This window comes from Buttiauxella sp. AC038, assembly GCF_979253565.1.
Map to the genome: position 1 here is coordinate 1163293 of NZ_CEEDCQ010000001.1, position 16789 is coordinate 1180081.

Sequence of the window (16789 nt, forward strand, 5' to 3'; positions counted from 1 at the left end):
CTGCGGCCCTAAGTTACCACGTTAGGCAAAAGACAATGTTTGATAATTTAACTGACCGTCTGTCGCGCTCATTGCGCAATATCAGCGGCCGCGGGCGGCTGACTGAAGAGAATGTAAAAGAAACTCTGCGCGAAGTGCGCATGGCATTGCTGGAAGCTGACGTTGCGCTGCCAGTGGTGCGTGACTTTATCAGCCGTGTAAAAGAAAAAGCGGTTGGCCATGAAGTTAACAAGAGCCTGACCCCGGGTCAGGAGTTCGTCAAAATCGTTCGCACCGAACTGGTTGCAGCGATGGGCGAAGAGAATGCGAGCCTGAATCTTGCAGCACAGCCGCCAGCCGTTGTGCTGATGGCGGGTTTGCAAGGTGCGGGTAAAACCACAAGCGTCGCGAAATTAGGTAAGTTCCTGCGCGAGAAGCACAAAAAGAAAGTGCTGGTGGTTTCTGCAGACGTTTATCGCCCTGCGGCGATCAAACAGTTGGAAACGCTGGCTGAACAAGTCGGTGTCGATTTCTTCCCGTCCGATGTCGGCCAAAAGCCTGTTGATATCGTTAATGCGGCGCTGAAAGAAGCGAAGCTGAAATTCTTTGATGTGCTGCTGGTGGATACCGCCGGTCGTTTGCACGTTGATGAAGCGATGATGGACGAAATCAAACAGGTTCATGCTGCGATTAACCCAGTTGAAACCCTGTTTGTTGTCGATGCCATGACCGGCCAGGATGCGGCAAATACAGCTAAAGCCTTTAACGAAGCATTGCCACTGACCGGCGTCGTACTGACGAAAGTCGACGGTGATGCGCGTGGCGGTGCGGCGCTGTCTATCCGTCATATCACCGGCAAGCCGATTAAATTCCTCGGTGTGGGCGAAAAAACAGAAGCGCTGGAGCCTTTCCACCCGGATCGTATTGCCTCTCGTATTCTGGGGATGGGCGATGTTCTGTCGCTTATCGAAGATATTGAGAGCAAAGTTGACCGTGCTCAGGCTGAGAAATTAGCCAGCAAGCTGAAGAAGGGCGATGGGTTTGATCTCAACGATTTCCTTGACCAGCTCAAGCAGATGAAAAACATGGGCGGCATGGCGAGTATGATGAGCAAATTGCCAGGAATGGGGCAATTGCCGGATAACGTTAAGTCGCAAATGGATGACAAAGTCCTGGTACGTATGGAAGCCATTATTAATTCCATGACGCTCAAAGAGCGTGCGCAGCCAGAGATTATCAAAGGTTCACGTAAACGTCGTATCGCGATGGGTGCGGGTATGCAGGTGCAAGATGTCAACCGTCTGCTCAAGCAGTTCGACGACATGCAACGCATGATGAAAAAGATGAAGAAAGGCGGAATGGCGAAAATGATGCGCGGCATGAAAGGTATGATGCCACCAGGTTTCCCAGGTCGTTAAGCTCATTTAGATTGCATTTTGCGCCGAAATGAGTAAAATTTTCGGGCTTTTAATATGACACCGGGCTCCATCCCTCGATGGGGCCCGATGTTTTATTCACTAAAGAGGATGTTATGGTAACTATTCGTTTAGCACGTCACGGCGCTAAAAAGCGTCCGTTCTACCAGGTTGTTGTTACTGACAGCCGTAATGCACGTAACGGTCGCTTCATCGAGCGCGTTGGTTTCTTCAACCCTATCGCTGGTGAAAAAGACGAGGCAACTCGCCTGGATCTGGATCGTATCGAGCATTGGGTTGGCTTAGGCGCAACCGTTTCTGATCGCGTATCTGCGCTGATCAAAGCAGCAAAAAAAGCAGCTTAATCTGTCACGGTGGTCATGATGAGCAATCAACTCGCTGTAAAGGCTCCTGTTAACCCAATCGTGTTGGGCAAGATGGGTTCCTGCTATGGGATTCGTGGTTGGCTCAGAGTGTTTTCCTCCACCGAAGACGCCGATAGCATTTTTGACTATCAGCCCTGGTTTATCCAGAAGGCGGGTCAGTGGCAGCAAGTACAGCTGGAAAGCTGGAAGCACCACAATCAGGATCTGGTCATCAAGCTGAAAGGTATTGACGATCGGGATGCAGCGAATCTTCTGACCAATTGCGAAATTGTCGTCGATTCAACGCAATTGCCTCATCTCGAAGAGGGTGACTACTACTGGAAAGACCTTATGGGTTGCCAGGTTGTCACTACTGAAGGATATCAGCTCGGTAAAGTCATCGACATGATGGAAACCGGCTCAAATGACGTTCTCGTCATTAAGGCAAACCTGAAAGATGCGTTCGGTATCAAGGAGCGGCTGGTTCCGTTCCTCGATGGGCAGGTTATCAAGAAAGTCGATCTCGCTACTCAAACGATTGAAGTAGATTGGGATCCTGGTTTTTAAAACCTCCGGATTAACGGTAAAAGTCGGCGTAATGGGGATTGGCTTGTGTTTATTGGTGTAGTTAGCCTGTTTCCAGAGATGTTCCGCGCAATTACCGACTTCGGGGTAACTGGCCGGGCTGTAAAAAATGGCCTGCTGAGCATCCAGAGCTGGAGTCCACGTGACTTCACTTATGACCGGCACCGTACCGTGGACGATCGTCCTTACGGCGGCGGACCGGGTATGCTCATGATGGTAAATCCTTTGCGGGAAGCCATCCACGCAGCGAAAGCAGCGGCAGGGGAAGGTGCTAAAGTTATCTATCTGTCACCTCAGGGACGCAAGCTTGATCAAGAAGGCGTCAGTGAACTGGCAACAAATGAGAAGTTAATTCTGGTTTGTGGTCGTTACGAAGGGATAGATGAGCGCGTAATCCAAACCGAAATTGATGAAGAATGGTCAATCGGCGATTACGTTCTCAGTGGTGGTGAATTACCAGCAATGGTACTGATTGACTCAGTTTCTCGGTTTATTCCGGGAGTCTTGGGGCATCAGTCATCAGCAATCGAAGATTCGTTTGTCGATGGATTGTTGGACTGCCCGCACTATACCCGTCCTGAAGTGTTAGAAGGCATGGAGGTTCCGCCAGTTTTACTGTCGGGAAACCATGCTCAGATTCGCCGGTGGCGCCTGAAACAGTCGCTGGGCCGTACCTGGCTTAGAAGACCTGAACTTCTGGAAAACCTGGCTCTGACTGAAGAGCAAGCAAGGTTGCTGGCGGAGTTCCAACGGGAACACGCAAATACAGCAACATAAACATGATGGGATGGCGTAAGCCCCCGATTATCAGTTTACCCAGGATAAGAGACAAAATTATGAGCAACATTATTAAGCAAATTGAACAAGAACAGATGAAACAGGATGTACCTTCATTCCGTCCGGGTGATTCCGTGGAAGTGAAAGTATGGGTCGTTGAAGGTTCTAAAAAACGTCTGCAGGCATTTGAGGGCGTGGTTATCGCTATCCGTAACCGCGGTCTGCACTCTGCATTCACTGTTCGTAAAATTTCCAACGGCGAAGGTGTTGAGCGTGTATTCCAGACTCACTCCCCAGTAATCGACAGCATTGCTGTTAAACGTCGTGGTGCCGTTCGTAAAGCTAAACTGTACTACCTGCGTGAGCGTACTGGTAAGTCTGCTCGTATTAAAGAGCGTCTGACTAAGTAAGATTTCGCTAGCGCGACATCCATATCAAGGGCTGCCATCTGGCAGCCCTTTTTTTGTCTAGCGCAAAAATGAGCGCTGAAACTCTTCATTGCTTCCTTTCTCCCATTGGGCTCGGCGCTCAGCAACATCTGGTAAGCTCTCACAACTGCCAGGAAATGACTTTCCGCTTTGCCCCAGGATGAGTAAGAACTTCGGATCGCAAATTCTCTGTTGTCCTTCTGCATATCCCTTCAACCATTCCTGACGGTCCACATTCTCATCATTATGCATATGTGAAATAACCAGATTGCTTCTGATGGGTTGTCCGGACATTGCATCGTCCCAGCCGGCTTGATACCAGTCGGTAGGCTCAGGGGTGGGAGCATGTGTGTAAGGATCAACATAACAGGCCGACAGGAATAAGATCGGAATTAAGGCGATGTAACGCATGGTGGGAATATCCATTTCAAAGAGTATTCTTTGAGCATAGAGGCTATTTCATTGAATGCATGTTTACGCGAAAAAGAAGCGTGTTTAAGTATGTTTGTATAAATATGTTTACACACATTGTTGATTTACGTGCTTTAAGCGGCAATTATTTTAGTGTTGTAACGAATTGTTTACGTAATATGGATTGCAATCTTTACTAAAGCTGGTAATGTAGTCGCATCCTCACTGAGGAAACGACTATCGCAAACGAGCTAACAGGATCGCCATCATGCAAAAAGACGCGCTGAACAACGTTCATATTTCTGACGAACAAATACTTATCACTCCGGATCAACTGAAAGCGGAATTCCCGCTGACTGCCGCCCAAGAAGCGCAGATTGAACAGTCCCGTCAGACGATTTCCAACATTATCGCGGGCCGTGATCCTCGTCTGTTGGTGGTGTGTGGACCTTGCTCGATCCACGACCCAGAAACCGCGATTGAATATGCTCGTCGTTTTAAAACGTTGTCTGAACAAGTTAGCGATAGTCTGTACCTCGTGATGCGCGTCTATTTTGAAAAGCCACGTACTACTGTGGGCTGGAAAGGGCTGATTAACGATCCGCACATGGATGGTTCGTTTGATGTCGAAGGCGGTTTGAAAATTGCTCGTCAATTGCTCGTAGAGTTGGTGAGCATGGGTCTGCCACTGGCAACCGAAGCGCTTGATCCAAATAGCCCACAATACTTAGGCGATCTGTTCAGCTGGTCGGCAATCGGTGCGCGTACTACTGAGTCCCAGACTCACCGTGAAATGGCTTCTGGCCTTTCAATGCCGGTTGGCTTCAAAAATGGTACTGATGGCAGCCTCGGCACAGCAATTAACGCAATGCGCGCTGCATCTATGCCACACCGTTTTGTCGGTATTAACCAGGCAGGCCAGGTTTGCTTACTGCAAACTCAGGGTAACCCTGATGGCCACGTGATTTTACGTGGCGGTAAAGCACCGAATTACAGCCCGGCAGATGTCGCGCAGTGTGAAAAAGAGATGGAACAGGCAGGACTCCGCCCAGCCTTGATGATAGATTGCAGCCATGGCAACTCAAACAAAGACTACCGCCGCCAACCGGGCGTGGCTGAATCAGCTGTCGCTCAAATTAAAGATGGCAACCGTTCGATTATTGGCCTGATGATTGAAAGTAATATCCACGAGGGTAATCAATCTTCAGAGCAACCACGCAGTGAGATGAAGTACGGTGTTTCTGTAACAGATGCTTGTATTGACTGGGAAACCACTGAGACTTTACTGCGCGAGATTCATCAGGATCTGAACGGTACGCTTGCGGCGCGTCAGGCATAAGAGGTTTTACTATGGTGGCTGAATTGACCGCGCTGCGCGATCAAATTGACGAAGTGGATAAGGCGTTGCTGGGGCTACTGGCACGCCGCCTTGAACTGGTAGCGGAAGTTGGCGAAGTCAAAAGCCAGTACGGTTTACCGATTTATGTCCCAGAGCGTGAAGCGGCAATGCTGGCTTCACGCCGCAAAGAAGCGGAAGCGTTAGGTGTTCCACCTGATCTGATTGAAGACGTACTGCGCCGCGTAATGCGAGAGTCTTACTCAAGCGAGAATGACAAAGGCTTTAAAACGCTATTTCCTGCTTTGCGGCCGGTTGTTATCGTCGGTGGTGGTGGGCAAATGGGGCGCTTGTTTGAAAAGATGCTCACACTTTCCGGTTACCAGGTTCGAATCCTTGAAAAAGAAGACTGGGCTAAAGCACCAGAGTTGATGGCTGATGCGGGCATGGTGATTGTCAGCGTCCCGATTCATATCACTGAACAAGTTATCGCTCAGTTACCACGCTTGCCTGATGACTGTATTTTGGTTGATCTGGCATCGGTTAAAAATGGCCCTCTACAGGCTATGCTGGCTGCGCACCAGGGCCCTGTTCTGGGTTTGCACCCAATGTTTGGGCCGGATAGCGGCAGCCTGGCAAAGCAAGTTGTAGTGTATTGTGACGGTCGCCAGCCAGAAGCTTACCAGTGGTTCCTGGAACAGATTCAAGTTTGGGGCGCGCGTTTACATCGCTCCACGGCAGTTGAACACGATCAGAACATGGCGTTTATTCAGGCGCTGCGCCACTTTGCAACCTTTGCATACGGCTTGCATCTGGCAGAAGAGAATGTTCAGCTCGAGCAGTTACTAGCGCTTTCATCACCGATTTATCGCCTGGAACTGGCTATGGTCGGGCGCTTATTCGCTCAGGACCCGCAGCTTTATGCTGACATTATTATGTCTTCCGAAAGCAATCTGGACCTGATCAAACGTTACTACAAACGTTTTGGTGAGGCGATTGGCCTGCTGGAGCATGGTGATAAGCAAGCGTTCATCGACAGCTTCCGTAAGGTTGAACACTGGTTTGGTGATTACGCGCAGCGCTTCCAGAGCGAAAGCCGTACTTTATTACGCCAGGCAAATGATAGCCGACCGTAATCGCAAAATAGTCTTATAATCTAAAGCCATCAGGGAAACCTAATGGCTTTTTTTATTGGCAATTAAGGATAGAAAAATGGCTCAGCCGCAAGTTCTGTTCGATTACATCGGTCACTTACCTGAATGCCCAACCTGGAGTGCTGAGGAAAACTGCCTCTACTGGACGGATATTCTCGAAAACGAAATGCATCGCTACAACATTGAAAGTAAAAAACACGATGTGATTCAGTTTTCCGAAGAAGTTGGATGTTTTGCATTATGTGAAACGGGCGGCTTTATTGTCGCGCTGCGCAGCGGAATTTATCTGACCAACCGCACAGGGCTTATCACTCGTAAAGTGTGTGACAACCCCAATAACCCTGCATTAGCTCGTTTTAATGATGGTGGAACGGATAGAGATGGACGCTTTTATGCCGGAACATTTTGGGGACCGGGAGATTACAACGGGGCATTGTTGTGCCGTGTGGATAACGATCTGACTCCGCATGTTATTCAGCATGATATTCATGGTGCCAATGGTCTGGCGTTTAGTGCCGACAAAAAATGGATGTTCACATCGGACACACCGAACCGTGTGATCTACAGAACTCCGCTAGATAAACAAGGTGAACCAGGCAAGCGTGAAGTGTTTAAACATTTTGAGCTGGGGCAGGGGATTCCTGACGGCGCCGCAATTGACGAAGAGGGTTATTACTGGACCGCGCTATTTGATGGCTACCGTATTGCACGCTTGTCGCCAACGGGAGATGTACTGGAAGAGTATGAGTTGCCAGTACGTTGCCCTACGATGGTCTGTTTTGGTGGCGATGATATGAAAACATTGTTCATCACGACCACGCGAGAAAATATGGATGATACTGAAGTCGCGGAAAGGCCGCTTTCTGGCGCGATTTTTACGCTTGAAGTCGCAGTAGCAGGGCTGCCAAAACTTAAATTTAAACAGATTTAGTAAGCCAGCATAACGCTGGCTTACTGCCAGTATTACATCGGATCGACAGGTACCACGTTCTCACTTGGATAACAGCCAAGTACTTTCATCGAGCGGGTGATTTCGCCCAGTTCGCGAAGGGCTTTATGCATTGCTTCATCGTTCAGATTTGCCTGAACATCCAGATAAAACATCTCTTCCCACGGGTTACCGTTAATCGGGCGAGATTCCAGTTTTGTCATAATCAAATTGTGATTACGCAGAACCAGAAGTGCTTCTACCAGCGCACCGGCTTGCTGGCCTGTTGCCATCAGCAGGGTAGTTTTCGCTGGAACCTGGTCAGTCACTTCAACAGCTTTGCGAGCCAGGACGATGAAACGTGTAATGTTTTGCGTCTGATTTGCCAGGTTACGTTCCAGAACTTGTAAGCCATACAGCGCGCCACCTGCTTCGCTACCTAATGCCGCGACATGAGGTGAGTTCGCCTGAGTCACCTTCTCCATCGCTGCAGAAGTACTCTCACAATATTCAATTTTCCAGTTTGGGTAGCGATTGATGAACTGGCTACATTGCTGGAAAGGCTGTGGATGGCTATACACAGTGTGGATAGTGTCTAAATCAGTAGTACCTTTAACCAACACGCAGTGATCGATAGGCACAGTCATCTCGGCAACGATGGATAAACTGGTGTGCTGCAACAAATCATAGACATCGTTGATTGCGCCAGAACTGGTGTTCTCTAGCGGCACGACTGCGTAATCTGCTTGACCAGTTTCGACTTGATTAAAGATATCGTGAAACTTTGCACAGCCGCTTTCAATAAATTGTTCAAAGTGTCGGGCGGCATACTGGCGAGCAGCAAGGTGAGAGTAAGAACCTTTTGGGCCGAGGAACGCAATTCGTGCTGATTGTGGATTCGTTTTGTTAAGGTGCTGCTGCAATAACGTTTGCTGGGTCAGGACGGAGTCTTCAATAATGAGCTGGAACAGGCGGGTTATGTAATGAGCATCCAGATTATGGGTTTTACCCAGTGCAATCAGGCGCTCCAGTAAATCTCGCTCGCGGTCTATATCGCGCACCGGGCGGTGAGTGGCAAGTTTAGCTTTGCCTACTTCTACAGCTAATAAGCGACGCTCCGCCAGCAATGCCAGCAGTTTTACATCCAGGGCGCTAATTTTATCGCGCAGTGCCAGCAATGGGTTTGTCTCACTCATATCGCTACCTTTTCGAATTCCATAAAAAAAGCCTCCCGTGTTTCGGGAGGCTTGTTTGTTCGTCTTCGCATTCTTTATCACACGACGAATTGCCTCCCATTCAGGGGAAGGTAAAAAAGAATGCGAAGAAAAACGGAAATAGTTTCATGGTTGGTTCCTGATAAGTCAGACAAGTAAGGTACCCGGTCTGTTTTCGCTCTGTCAATAAAAAACGCGCCCGGAGGCGCGTTGTTATGGTTGATAAGGCTAAATTGATTACTCTTCTTCAACTTCCGCGATAGCAACGTCTTTCACTGAACCTGCTGTGCGACGCGCTTCACCCTTGTGTTGCACTTTATTCAACTGCCGCTCCAGTTTGTTGATCAAATCGTTGATAGCCGTATACATATCATCGTGTTTGGCGCTCGCTACGAGCTGGCCATTTGGCGTATTAATGGTGGCATCTGCCACGAAACCTTTCGGCTCTTTGGACAAAACAATGTGTGGGTTAATTAAATGTGTTTGCCACTTGTCCAGTTTAGTTAGACGGTCTGCGACGTGCTGACGAATAGCTGGGGTGATTTCCATTTGCTTGCTGGTAATGTTCATTGTCATAAAGTTACCTCTTGTCATTCCCGTCTTGGTAACTCCAGCATACCTTTCTGAATGTCAAAATGTGTGATGCAAATCACATTATTTTGTCACTTTTTGTCAGTAAACCCTTTTTGTGAGGCAGGACAGGATCTCTGTTTTTAAAGCTTGTGGAAGTGAGAAATAGCGTCCATATTTGATTGGATGACCCGACGCTAAACCGTTTCAGTTTACGTATTTCGGGCAATAAAAATGGCAGCCATATGGCTGCCATTTTGTTTTGATAAATTGGTGAATCAGGTGTTGCTGCTATTTGCCGCAATAATTTTTGCAACTTTGTCAGCCTGGGCTGGCATTTGCATTTCACGGTAAGCATTTTCCATCAATTTCAGACCATCACGAGTGGCCTGAGTATCAGGGAAATCACGCAACATTCCTTCGACACGGTTAACTACTGCAACCCACGCGCCGCGTTTAGTGTAGTATTGCGCCACTGAAAGCTCATATTTCGCTAAACGATCTTTCAGGAACACCAGACGCTTGGTGGCATCGGTGACATACTGGCTGTTCGGATAACCGCGAACCAGCTTAGAGAAATCTCTGAACGCATCGCGCGCATGCGCCGGATCCCGGTCTGAACGATCTACGCCAAAGAAACCTTGTAATGCGCTATCATCTAACGCCATATCCGTCAGACCGCGCATGTAAAGTACGTAGTCAATGTTTGGATGGGTAGGATTAAGGCGCATAAAGCGGTCAATCGCTGCCTGAGCCAATGGCAAATCAGCGTTCTTATAGTAAGCATAGATAAGATCTAACTGCACTTGCTGCGAGTAAGGCCCGAACGGATAACGGTTATCCAGCGCTTCCAGTTGCGTTATCGCCGCTTTAAAGTTACCGTCCTGCAACTTTTGCTGCGCAGTCGCATAGATCTCAGAAGGTGGATTATCAGGAACCTCATCCTTGGAACTGGAGCAACCAGCCAAAGCCAGGCTCAACGTGGCTACTGCCACCAGATATTTCATACGCGTCATGACGTTTTGACTTTCCTCAGAATGTTATCCGGGAGGCTCGCAGTACCAGCTCCCGATAAAGACCAGCTACAATAGCACACTATATTAAACGGCATTGCCGTAAAACCCAACGTTAACGAAGAAGCTGTCTATGGCACAACTAGTACAACTCACCGCAACTGTGTCCGAATCTCAACTCGGTCAACGCTTAGATCAAGCTTTGGCCGAATTGTTCCCGGATTATTCACGTTCGCGTATAAAAGAATGGATTCTTGATCAGCGCGTGCTGGTCAATGGCAATATCAGCGACAAACCGAAAGAGAAAGTGTTGGGTGGCGAAAGCGTCACTATCAACGCTGAAATCGAAGAGGATGCGCGCTGGGAACCACAAGATATCCCGCTCAATATCGTCTATGAAGATGACGATATTCTGGTGATTAACAAACCGCGGGATTTCGTTGTGCATCCTGGTGCGGGTAACCCTGATGGGACCGTCCTGAATGCACTATTGCATTACTACCCACCGATTGCTGATGTACCGCGTGCAGGTATCGTGCATCGTCTGGATAAAGACACGACGGGTTTGATGGTCGTTGCGAAAACTGTTCCTGCGCAAACTCACCTGGTTGAGGCTTTGCAATTACGTGAAATCACGCGTGAATATGAAGCAGTTGCGATTGGTCATATGACTGCAGGTGGCACGGTAGACGAGCCAATCAGCCGCCACTCTACCAAGCGCACCCATATGGCTGTGCATCCTATGGGTAAGCCAGCTGTTACGCATTACCGAATCATGGAACATTTCCGCGTACACACACGTCTGCGTCTGCGTCTGGAAACAGGTCGTACTCACCAGATTCGTGTGCACATGGCGCATATTACTCATCCATTAGTTGGCGATCAGCTTTACGGTGGCCGTCCACGCCCACCAAAAGGTGCGTCGGAAGAGTTTGTTAGCGTGCTGCGTAAGTTTGACCGCCAGGCTCTTCATGCAACCATGTTACGTCTTCACCATCCGATTAGCGGTATGTTGATGGAGTGGCATGCGCCGATTCCTCAGGATATGGTTGAGCTGATTGAAGCATTACGTGCTGATACAGAAATCCATAAGGATCAATTGGACTGGCTATGAGCAAATTGATCGTCCCGCAGTGGCCGCTCCCTGAAGGAGTGGCTGCTTGCAGTTCGACACGTATTGGCGGTGTGAGTCAACCGCCTTACGATTCGCTTAATCTGGGAGCCCATTGCGGTGATAACCTGGATGATGTCGAAGAAAACCGCCGTCTTTTTTACGCTGCTGCGTTGTTGCCCTCAAAACCTGTTTGGTTAGAGCAGGTACACGGCAAAGAAGTGTTGAAACTCACGGGCGGGCCATATTTGTCTAAGCGCGCTGATGCTTCTTACAGTTCAACACCGGGCACCGTTTGTGCAGTAATGACTGCAGATTGTTTGCCAGTGCTATTCTGTAATAAGGCAGGAACTGAGGTTGCTGCTGCTCATGCGGGATGGCGTGGTTTGTGCGAAGGTGTGCTTGAAGAAACCATCGCCTGTTTTAAAGATGCGCCAGAAAATATCATCGCATGGCTTGGCCCAGCTATCGGCCCTGAAGCATTTGAAGTCGGCCCTGAAGTGCGTGAAGCGTTTATGGCTAAAGATCTTCAGGCTGATAGCGCATTTCGCCCATCAGGGGAAAAATACATCGCTGATATCTACACGTTGGCACGCCAACGCTTGTCTGCCGCGGGCATTAACCATATTTATGGTGGTGACCGTTGCACTTACAGCGAAGCGGGTGATTTTTTCTCATATCGACGCGACAGAACCACAGGCCGTATGGCAAGTTTCATTTGGCTGATATAACCTATCGAATCAAGACGATCCAGTGCGGGTAACTAACGCTCCAAATATTTCAGGTCATTAACCTTGAATAATTGAGGGATGACCTCATTTAATCTCCAGTAGCAAATTTGACCTGTATATGGGAGGAGTTATGCGTCTGGATCGTCTTACTAATAAATTCCAGCTTGCTCTCGCTGATGCCCAATCCTTAGCTCTCGGGCAAGACAACCAATTTATCGAACCCCTTCACTTGATGAGCGCACTGCTCAATCAGGAAGGTGGATCTGTGCGTCCGTTACTGACCTCTGCTGGCGTTAATGCTGGCAAGTTACGTACGGATATAGAGCAAGCTTTAAGCCGTTTACCACAAGTTGAAGGAACGGGCGGTGATGTCCAGCCTTCGCAGGATTTAGTCCGTGCATTAAACCTGTGTGACAAACTGGCGCAAAAACGAAATGACAACTTCATTTCATCTGAGTTATTTGTTCTGGCAGCACTTGAATCGCGCGGAACATTAACTGATTTATTGAAATCAGCAGGTGCTACCACGGCAAATGTGACAGCAGCAATTGAACAAATGCGTGGAGGCGAAAACGTGAATGATCAGGGTGCCGAAGACCAACGTCAGGCATTGAAAAAATATACCGTCGATCTGACTGAGCGTGCTGAACAGGGCAAGCTTGATCCAGTAATTGGCCGTGATGAAGAAATTCGCCGCACTATTCAAGTATTGCAACGGCGTACCAAAAACAACCCGGTACTCATCGGTGAACCAGGCGTTGGTAAAACAGCCATAGTTGAAGGCCTGGCGCAGCGCATTATTAACGGTGAAGTACCTGAAGGGTTGAAAGGGCGTCGCGTACTGGCGCTGGATATGGGTTCGCTGGTGGCGGGCGCGAAATATCGTGGTGAATTTGAAGAACGTCTTAAAGGTGTGCTGAACGACCTTTCTAAACAGGAAGGTAACGTCATTCTATTTATTGACGAGTTGCACACGATGGTTGGCGCAGGTAAAGCCGATGGTGCAATGGATGCCGGTAACATGCTTAAGCCTGCACTGGCTCGCGGTGAGTTGCACTGCGTCGGCGCGACAACACTTGATGAATATCGTCAGTATATAGAAAAGGATGCCGCGCTTGAGCGTCGTTTCCAGAAAGTGTTCGTTGCTGAACCTTCTGTTGAAGACACCATCGCAATTTTGCGCGGGCTGAAAGAGCGCTACGAGCTGCACCACCATGTGCAGATTACTGACCCGGCCATTGTTGCGGCGGCGACTTTATCGCATCGATATATTGCCGATCGTCAGTTGCCGGATAAAGCCATCGACCTTATCGATGAAGCGGCTTCCAGTATTCGTATGCAGATTGACTCGAAGCCAGAAGAGTTAGACCGTCTTGATCGCCGTATCATCCAGCTAAAACTGGAACAGCAAGCATTGAAGAAAGAGTCTGACGAAGCGAGCCAAAAACGTTTGAGTATGCTTGAGGAAGAATTAGGGCAGAAAGAGCGTGAATATTCAGTGCTGGAAGAAGAGTGGAAAGCTGAGAAAGCTTCACTTTCTGGTGAGCAGACGATTAAAGCGGAACTGGAGCAGGCAAAAATTGCCATTGAGCAGGCTCGTCGCGTAGGCGATCTGGCACGTATGTCTGAATTGCAGTACGGGAAGATTCCAGAGCTTGAGAAACAGCTCGCGGCGGCAACTCAGAGTGAAGGCAAAACCATGCGGCTGCTGCGTAACAAAGTGACTGACGCAGAAATTGCGGAAGTGCTGGCACGCTGGACTGGGATCCCTGTGGCTCGAATGCTGGAAGGTGAACGAGACAAACTGCTGAGAATGGAGCAACAACTTCATACTCGTGTTATCGGGCAGAATGAAGCTGTTGAAGCCGTATCAAACGCAATTCGTCGTAGCCGTGCTGGTTTGTCTGACCCAAATCGTCCGATTGGTTCGTTCCTGTTCCTTGGGCCAACCGGTGTGGGTAAAACTGAGCTGTGCAAAACGCTGGCAAACTTTATGTTTGATAGCGATGACGCAATGGTGCGTATCGATATGTCCGAGTTTATGGAAAAACACTCGGTCTCTCGTTTGGTCGGTGCGCCTCCAGGGTATGTTGGTTACGAAGAGGGCGGTTATCTGACGGAAGCGGTTCGTCGTCGTCCTTACTCTGTCATTCTGTTGGATGAAGTTGAGAAGGCACACCCGGATGTGTTCAACATCTTATTGCAGGTGTTGGATGATGGGCGCTTGACTGACGGGCAGGGTAGAACGGTCGACTTCCGTAATACGGTAGTGATTATGACGTCTAACCTGGGTTCTGACTTAATTCAGGAGCGCTTCGGCGAGTTGGACTACGGTCATATGAAGGATCTGATTCTTGGTGTTGTTAGTCAGAACTTCCGCCCGGAGTTCGTCAACCGTATAGATGAAGTCGTGGTATTCCACCCATTAGGTGAACAACACATTGCTTCTATTGCGCAGATTCAGTTGCAGCGTTTGTATAAACGCCTTGAAGAGCGTGGCTATGAAGTCACTATCTCTGAGGATGCGTTGAAGCTGCTTAGCGAGAATGGTTACGACCCAGTATATGGTGCAAGACCGTTGAAACGCGCTATCCAGCAGCAAATAGAGAACCCGCTGGCTCAGCAAATCCTCTCTGGGGAGCTGATTCCTGGTAAAACAGTGCATCTGACAGTAAAAGATAATCATATTGTGGCAGTGCAGTAAGTCACAGAAAAGACAAAAACGGGCCCTGAGGGGCTCGTTTTTGTTTAAAAACCAGGCGATAGTGAGCCCTTGATATGTATTTTGAATGAAAAACAATCGATCGATAAGTTTTTTGAATTTTATACTTGTCAGCTTCCAGAAAATCCCTATACTGCGCCTCCACTGACACGGCACAACGGCTTACAAACCGGCTTGTCAGCCAGACGAAAAGCGAAAATAAACGCTTGACTCTGAAAGAGGAAAGCGTAATATACGCCACCTCGAGTTAGCAAGCGAAAGCGCCTAACTCACTGCTCTTTAACAATTTATCAGACAATCTGTGTGGGCACTCGCAGGATTGATATCTCAAGTACCTTCGGGTACAAAAAAATATCAAGTCTTGAAGAGTGACCAAGCAGTAATTCATTTAGTTGAATTATTACGAAAGTTAATTTTTGAGCACCGCTTCACGAGTTGAAGCAAATCAAGCTTTTAATTGAAGAGTTTGATCATGGCTCAGATTGAACGCTGGCGGCAGGCCTAACACATGCAAGTCGAGCGGTAGCACAGGGAGCTTGCTCCTGGGTGACGAGCGGCGGACGGGTGAGTAATGTCTGGGAAACTGCCTGATGGAGGGGGATAACTACTGGAAACGGTAGCTAATACCGCATAACGTCTTCGGACCAAAGAGGGGGACCTTCGGGCCTCTTGCCATCAGATGTGCCCAGATGGGATTAGCTAGTAGGTGAGGTAATGGCTCACCTAGGCGACGATCCCTAGCTGGTCTGAGAGGATGACCAGCCACACTGGAACTGAGACACGGTCCAGACTCCTACGGGAGGCAGCAGTGGGGAATATTGCACAATGGGCGCAAGCCTGATGCAGCCATGCCGCGTGTATGAAGAAGGCCTTCGGGTTGTAAAGTACTTTCAGCGAGGAGGAAGGCATTGTGGTTAATAACCGCAGTGATTGACGTTACTCGCAGAAGAAGCACCGGCTAACTCCGTGCCAGCAGCCGCGGTAATACGGAGGGTGCAAGCGTTAATCGGAATTACTGGGCGTAAAGCGCACGCAGGCGGTTTGTCAAGTCGGATGTGAAATCCCCGGGCTCAACCTGGGAACTGCATTCGAAACTGGCAAGCTAGAGTCTTGTAGAGGGGGTAGAATTCCAGGTGTAGCGGTGAAATGCGTAGAGATCTGGAGGAATACCGGTGGCGAAGGCGGCCCCCTGGACAAAGACTGACGCTCAGGTGCGAAAGCGTGGGGAGCAAACAGGATTAGATACCCTGGTAGTCCACGCCGTAAACGATGTCGACTTGGAGGTTGTTCCCTTGAGGAGTGGCTTCCGGAGCTAACGCGTTAAGTCGACCGCCTGGGGAGTACGGCCGCAAGGTTAAAACTCAAATGAATTGACGGGGGCCCGCACAAGCGGTGGAGCATGTGGTTTAATTCGATGCAACGCGAAGAACCTTACCTACTCTTGACATCCACAGAATTCGGCAGAGATGCCTTAGTGCCTTCGGGAACTGTGAGACAGGTGCTGCATGGCTGTCGTCAGCTCGTGTTGTGAAATGTTGGGTTAAGTCCCGCAACGAGCGCAACCCTTATCCTTTGTTGCCAGCGGTTCGGCCGGGAACTCAAAGGAGACTGCCAGTGATAAACTGGAGGAAGGTGGGGATGACGTCAAGTCATCATGGCCCTTACGAGTAGGGCTACACACGTGCTACAATGGCGCATACAAAGAGAAGCGACCTCGCGAGAGCAAGCGGACCTCATAAAGTGCGTCGTAGTCCGGATCGGAGTCTGCAACTCGACTCCGTGAAGTCGGAATCGCTAGTAATCGTAGATCAGAATGCTACGGTGAATACGTTCCCGGGCCTTGTACACACCGCCCGTCACACCATGGGAGTGGGTTGCAAAAGAAGTAGGTAGCTTAACCTTCGGGAGGGCGCTTACCACTTTGTGATTCATGACTGGGGTGAAGTCGTAACAAGGTAACCGTAGGGGAACCTGCGGTTGGATCACCTCCTTACCTAATAGATACAAACCGGCGTAGTGCTCACACAGATTGTCTGATAGAAGTAAATGA

General features: G+C 49.1%; 15 protein-coding genes, 1 rRNA gene, 1 pseudogene and 1 other annotated feature. Of the genes and pseudogenes, 12 read left to right on the forward strand and 5 right to left on the reverse strand.

Going from position 1 to position 16789, the window contains the following annotated elements; all coding sequences use genetic code 11:
* Nucleotides 1-35 precede the first annotated feature (35 nt).
* The 5 genes and pseudogenes from ffh to rplS all read left to right on the forward strand — a co-directional run bounded on the left by ffh (nt 36) and on the right by rplS (nt 3531).
* A complete protein-coding gene (gene ffh, locus AC0IXI_RS05485) occupies nt 36-1397 on the forward strand; it encodes a signal recognition particle protein (RefSeq protein WP_064513209.1) in 1362 nt (453 codons plus the stop codon).
* A 113-nt stretch (nt 1398-1510) separates the two neighbouring features.
* A complete protein-coding gene (gene rpsP, locus AC0IXI_RS05490; protein ID WP_064513208.1) occupies nt 1511-1759 on the forward strand; it encodes a 30S ribosomal protein S16 in 249 nt (82 codons plus the stop codon).
* Nucleotides 1760-1777: 18 nt separating this feature from the next.
* Entirely contained in the window at nt 1778-2326 is a 549-nt protein-coding gene (gene rimM, locus AC0IXI_RS05495) for a ribosome maturation factor RimM (protein ID WP_064513207.1), read from the forward strand.
* Nucleotides 2327-2371: 45 nt separating this feature from the next.
* Nucleotides 2372-3140 (forward strand): annotated as a pseudogene (gene trmD, locus AC0IXI_RS05500) (tRNA (guanosine(37)-N1)-methyltransferase TrmD).
* Between the two features lie 40 nt (nt 3141-3180).
* Nucleotides 3181-3531 carry a 50S ribosomal protein L19 gene (gene rplS, locus AC0IXI_RS05505; RefSeq protein ID WP_064513203.1) on the forward strand — a complete coding sequence of 117 codons (351 nt, stop codon included), beginning with the start codon at nt 3181-3183 and terminating at the stop codon, nt 3529-3531.
* 57 nt (nt 3532-3588) lie between these two features.
* On the opposite strand, the gene AC0IXI_RS05510 is transcribed toward rplS, so the two are convergent.
* Entirely contained in the window at nt 3589-3975 is a 387-nt protein-coding gene (locus AC0IXI_RS05510) for a DUF2799 domain-containing protein (RefSeq protein ID WP_083962909.1), read from the reverse strand.
* Nucleotides 3976-4228: 253 nt separating this feature from the next.
* Here AC0IXI_RS05510 and aroF point away from each other — a divergent pair, with 253 nt between their 5' ends.
* The 3 genes from aroF to AC0IXI_RS05525 all read left to right on the forward strand — a co-directional run bounded on the left by aroF (nt 4229) and on the right by AC0IXI_RS05525 (nt 7381).
* Nucleotides 4229-5299, forward strand: a complete 1071-nt coding sequence (gene aroF, locus AC0IXI_RS05515) for a 3-deoxy-7-phosphoheptulonate synthase AroF (RefSeq protein ID WP_064513198.1) — start codon at nt 4229-4231, stop codon at nt 5297-5299.
* An 11-nt stretch (nt 5300-5310) separates the two neighbouring features.
* Nucleotides 5311-6432, forward strand: a complete 1122-nt coding sequence (gene tyrA, locus AC0IXI_RS05520) for a bifunctional chorismate mutase/prephenate dehydrogenase (RefSeq protein WP_115627551.1) — start codon at nt 5311-5313, stop codon at nt 6430-6432.
* Between the two features lie 76 nt (nt 6433-6508).
* Entirely contained in the window at nt 6509-7381 is an 873-nt protein-coding gene (locus AC0IXI_RS05525; protein ID WP_064513194.1) for an SMP-30/gluconolactonase/LRE family protein, read from the forward strand.
* A gap of 32 nt (nt 7382-7413) precedes the next feature.
* Here the strand turns inward: AC0IXI_RS05525 and pheA are convergent, their stop codons facing one another.
* From pheA to bamD, 4 genes are all read right to left on the reverse strand, one after another.
* Nucleotides 7414-8574 carry a bifunctional chorismate mutase/prephenate dehydratase gene (gene pheA / locus AC0IXI_RS05530; RefSeq protein ID WP_471682042.1) on the reverse strand — a complete coding sequence of 387 codons (1161 nt, stop codon included), beginning with the start codon at nt 8572-8574 and terminating at the stop codon, nt 7414-7416.
* A gap of 21 nt (nt 8575-8595) precedes the next feature.
* Nucleotides 8596-8723: a sequence feature (Phe leader region), on the reverse strand.
* Nucleotides 8675-8722 (reverse strand): pheA operon leader peptide PheL, encoded by a 48-nt coding sequence (gene pheL, locus AC0IXI_RS05535; protein WP_193216298.1) that lies wholly within the window; start codon nt 8720-8722, stop codon nt 8675-8677. It overlaps the preceding feature by 48 nt.
* 106 nt (nt 8724-8829) lie before the next feature.
* A complete protein-coding gene (gene raiA / locus AC0IXI_RS05540) occupies nt 8830-9168 on the reverse strand; it encodes a ribosome-associated translation inhibitor RaiA (protein ID WP_064513185.1) in 339 nt (112 codons plus the stop codon).
* A 272-nt stretch (nt 9169-9440) separates the two neighbouring features.
* Nucleotides 9441-10178: an outer membrane protein assembly factor BamD gene (gene bamD / locus AC0IXI_RS05545; RefSeq protein WP_471682043.1), complete on the reverse strand. Its 738-nt coding sequence runs from the start codon at nt 10176-10178 to the stop codon at nt 9441-9443.
* Between the two features lie 130 nt (nt 10179-10308).
* Between bamD and rluD the strand changes: the two genes are divergently transcribed.
* From rluD to AC0IXI_RS05565, 4 genes are all read left to right on the forward strand, one after another.
* Nucleotides 10309-11289 carry a 23S rRNA pseudouridine(1911/1915/1917) synthase RluD gene (rluD, locus tag AC0IXI_RS05550; protein WP_064513180.1) on the forward strand — a complete coding sequence of 327 codons (981 nt, stop codon included), beginning with the start codon at nt 10309-10311 and terminating at the stop codon, nt 11287-11289.
* Complete coding sequence (gene yfiH, locus AC0IXI_RS05555) at nt 11286-12017, forward strand: purine nucleoside phosphorylase YfiH (RefSeq protein ID WP_064513177.1); 732 nt, start codon at nt 11286-11288, stop codon at nt 12015-12017. Before rluD ends, yfiH begins: the two co-directional genes overlap by 4 nt.
* 130 nt (nt 12018-12147) lie before the next feature.
* Nucleotides 12148-14721 (forward strand): ATP-dependent chaperone ClpB, encoded by a 2574-nt coding sequence (clpB, locus tag AC0IXI_RS05560; protein ID WP_134184218.1) that lies wholly within the window; start codon nt 12148-12150, stop codon nt 14719-14721.
* A gap of 472 nt (nt 14722-15193) precedes the next feature.
* A 16S ribosomal RNA gene (locus AC0IXI_RS05565) occupies nt 15194-16732 on the forward strand.
* Nucleotides 16733-16789 lie beyond the last annotated feature (57 nt).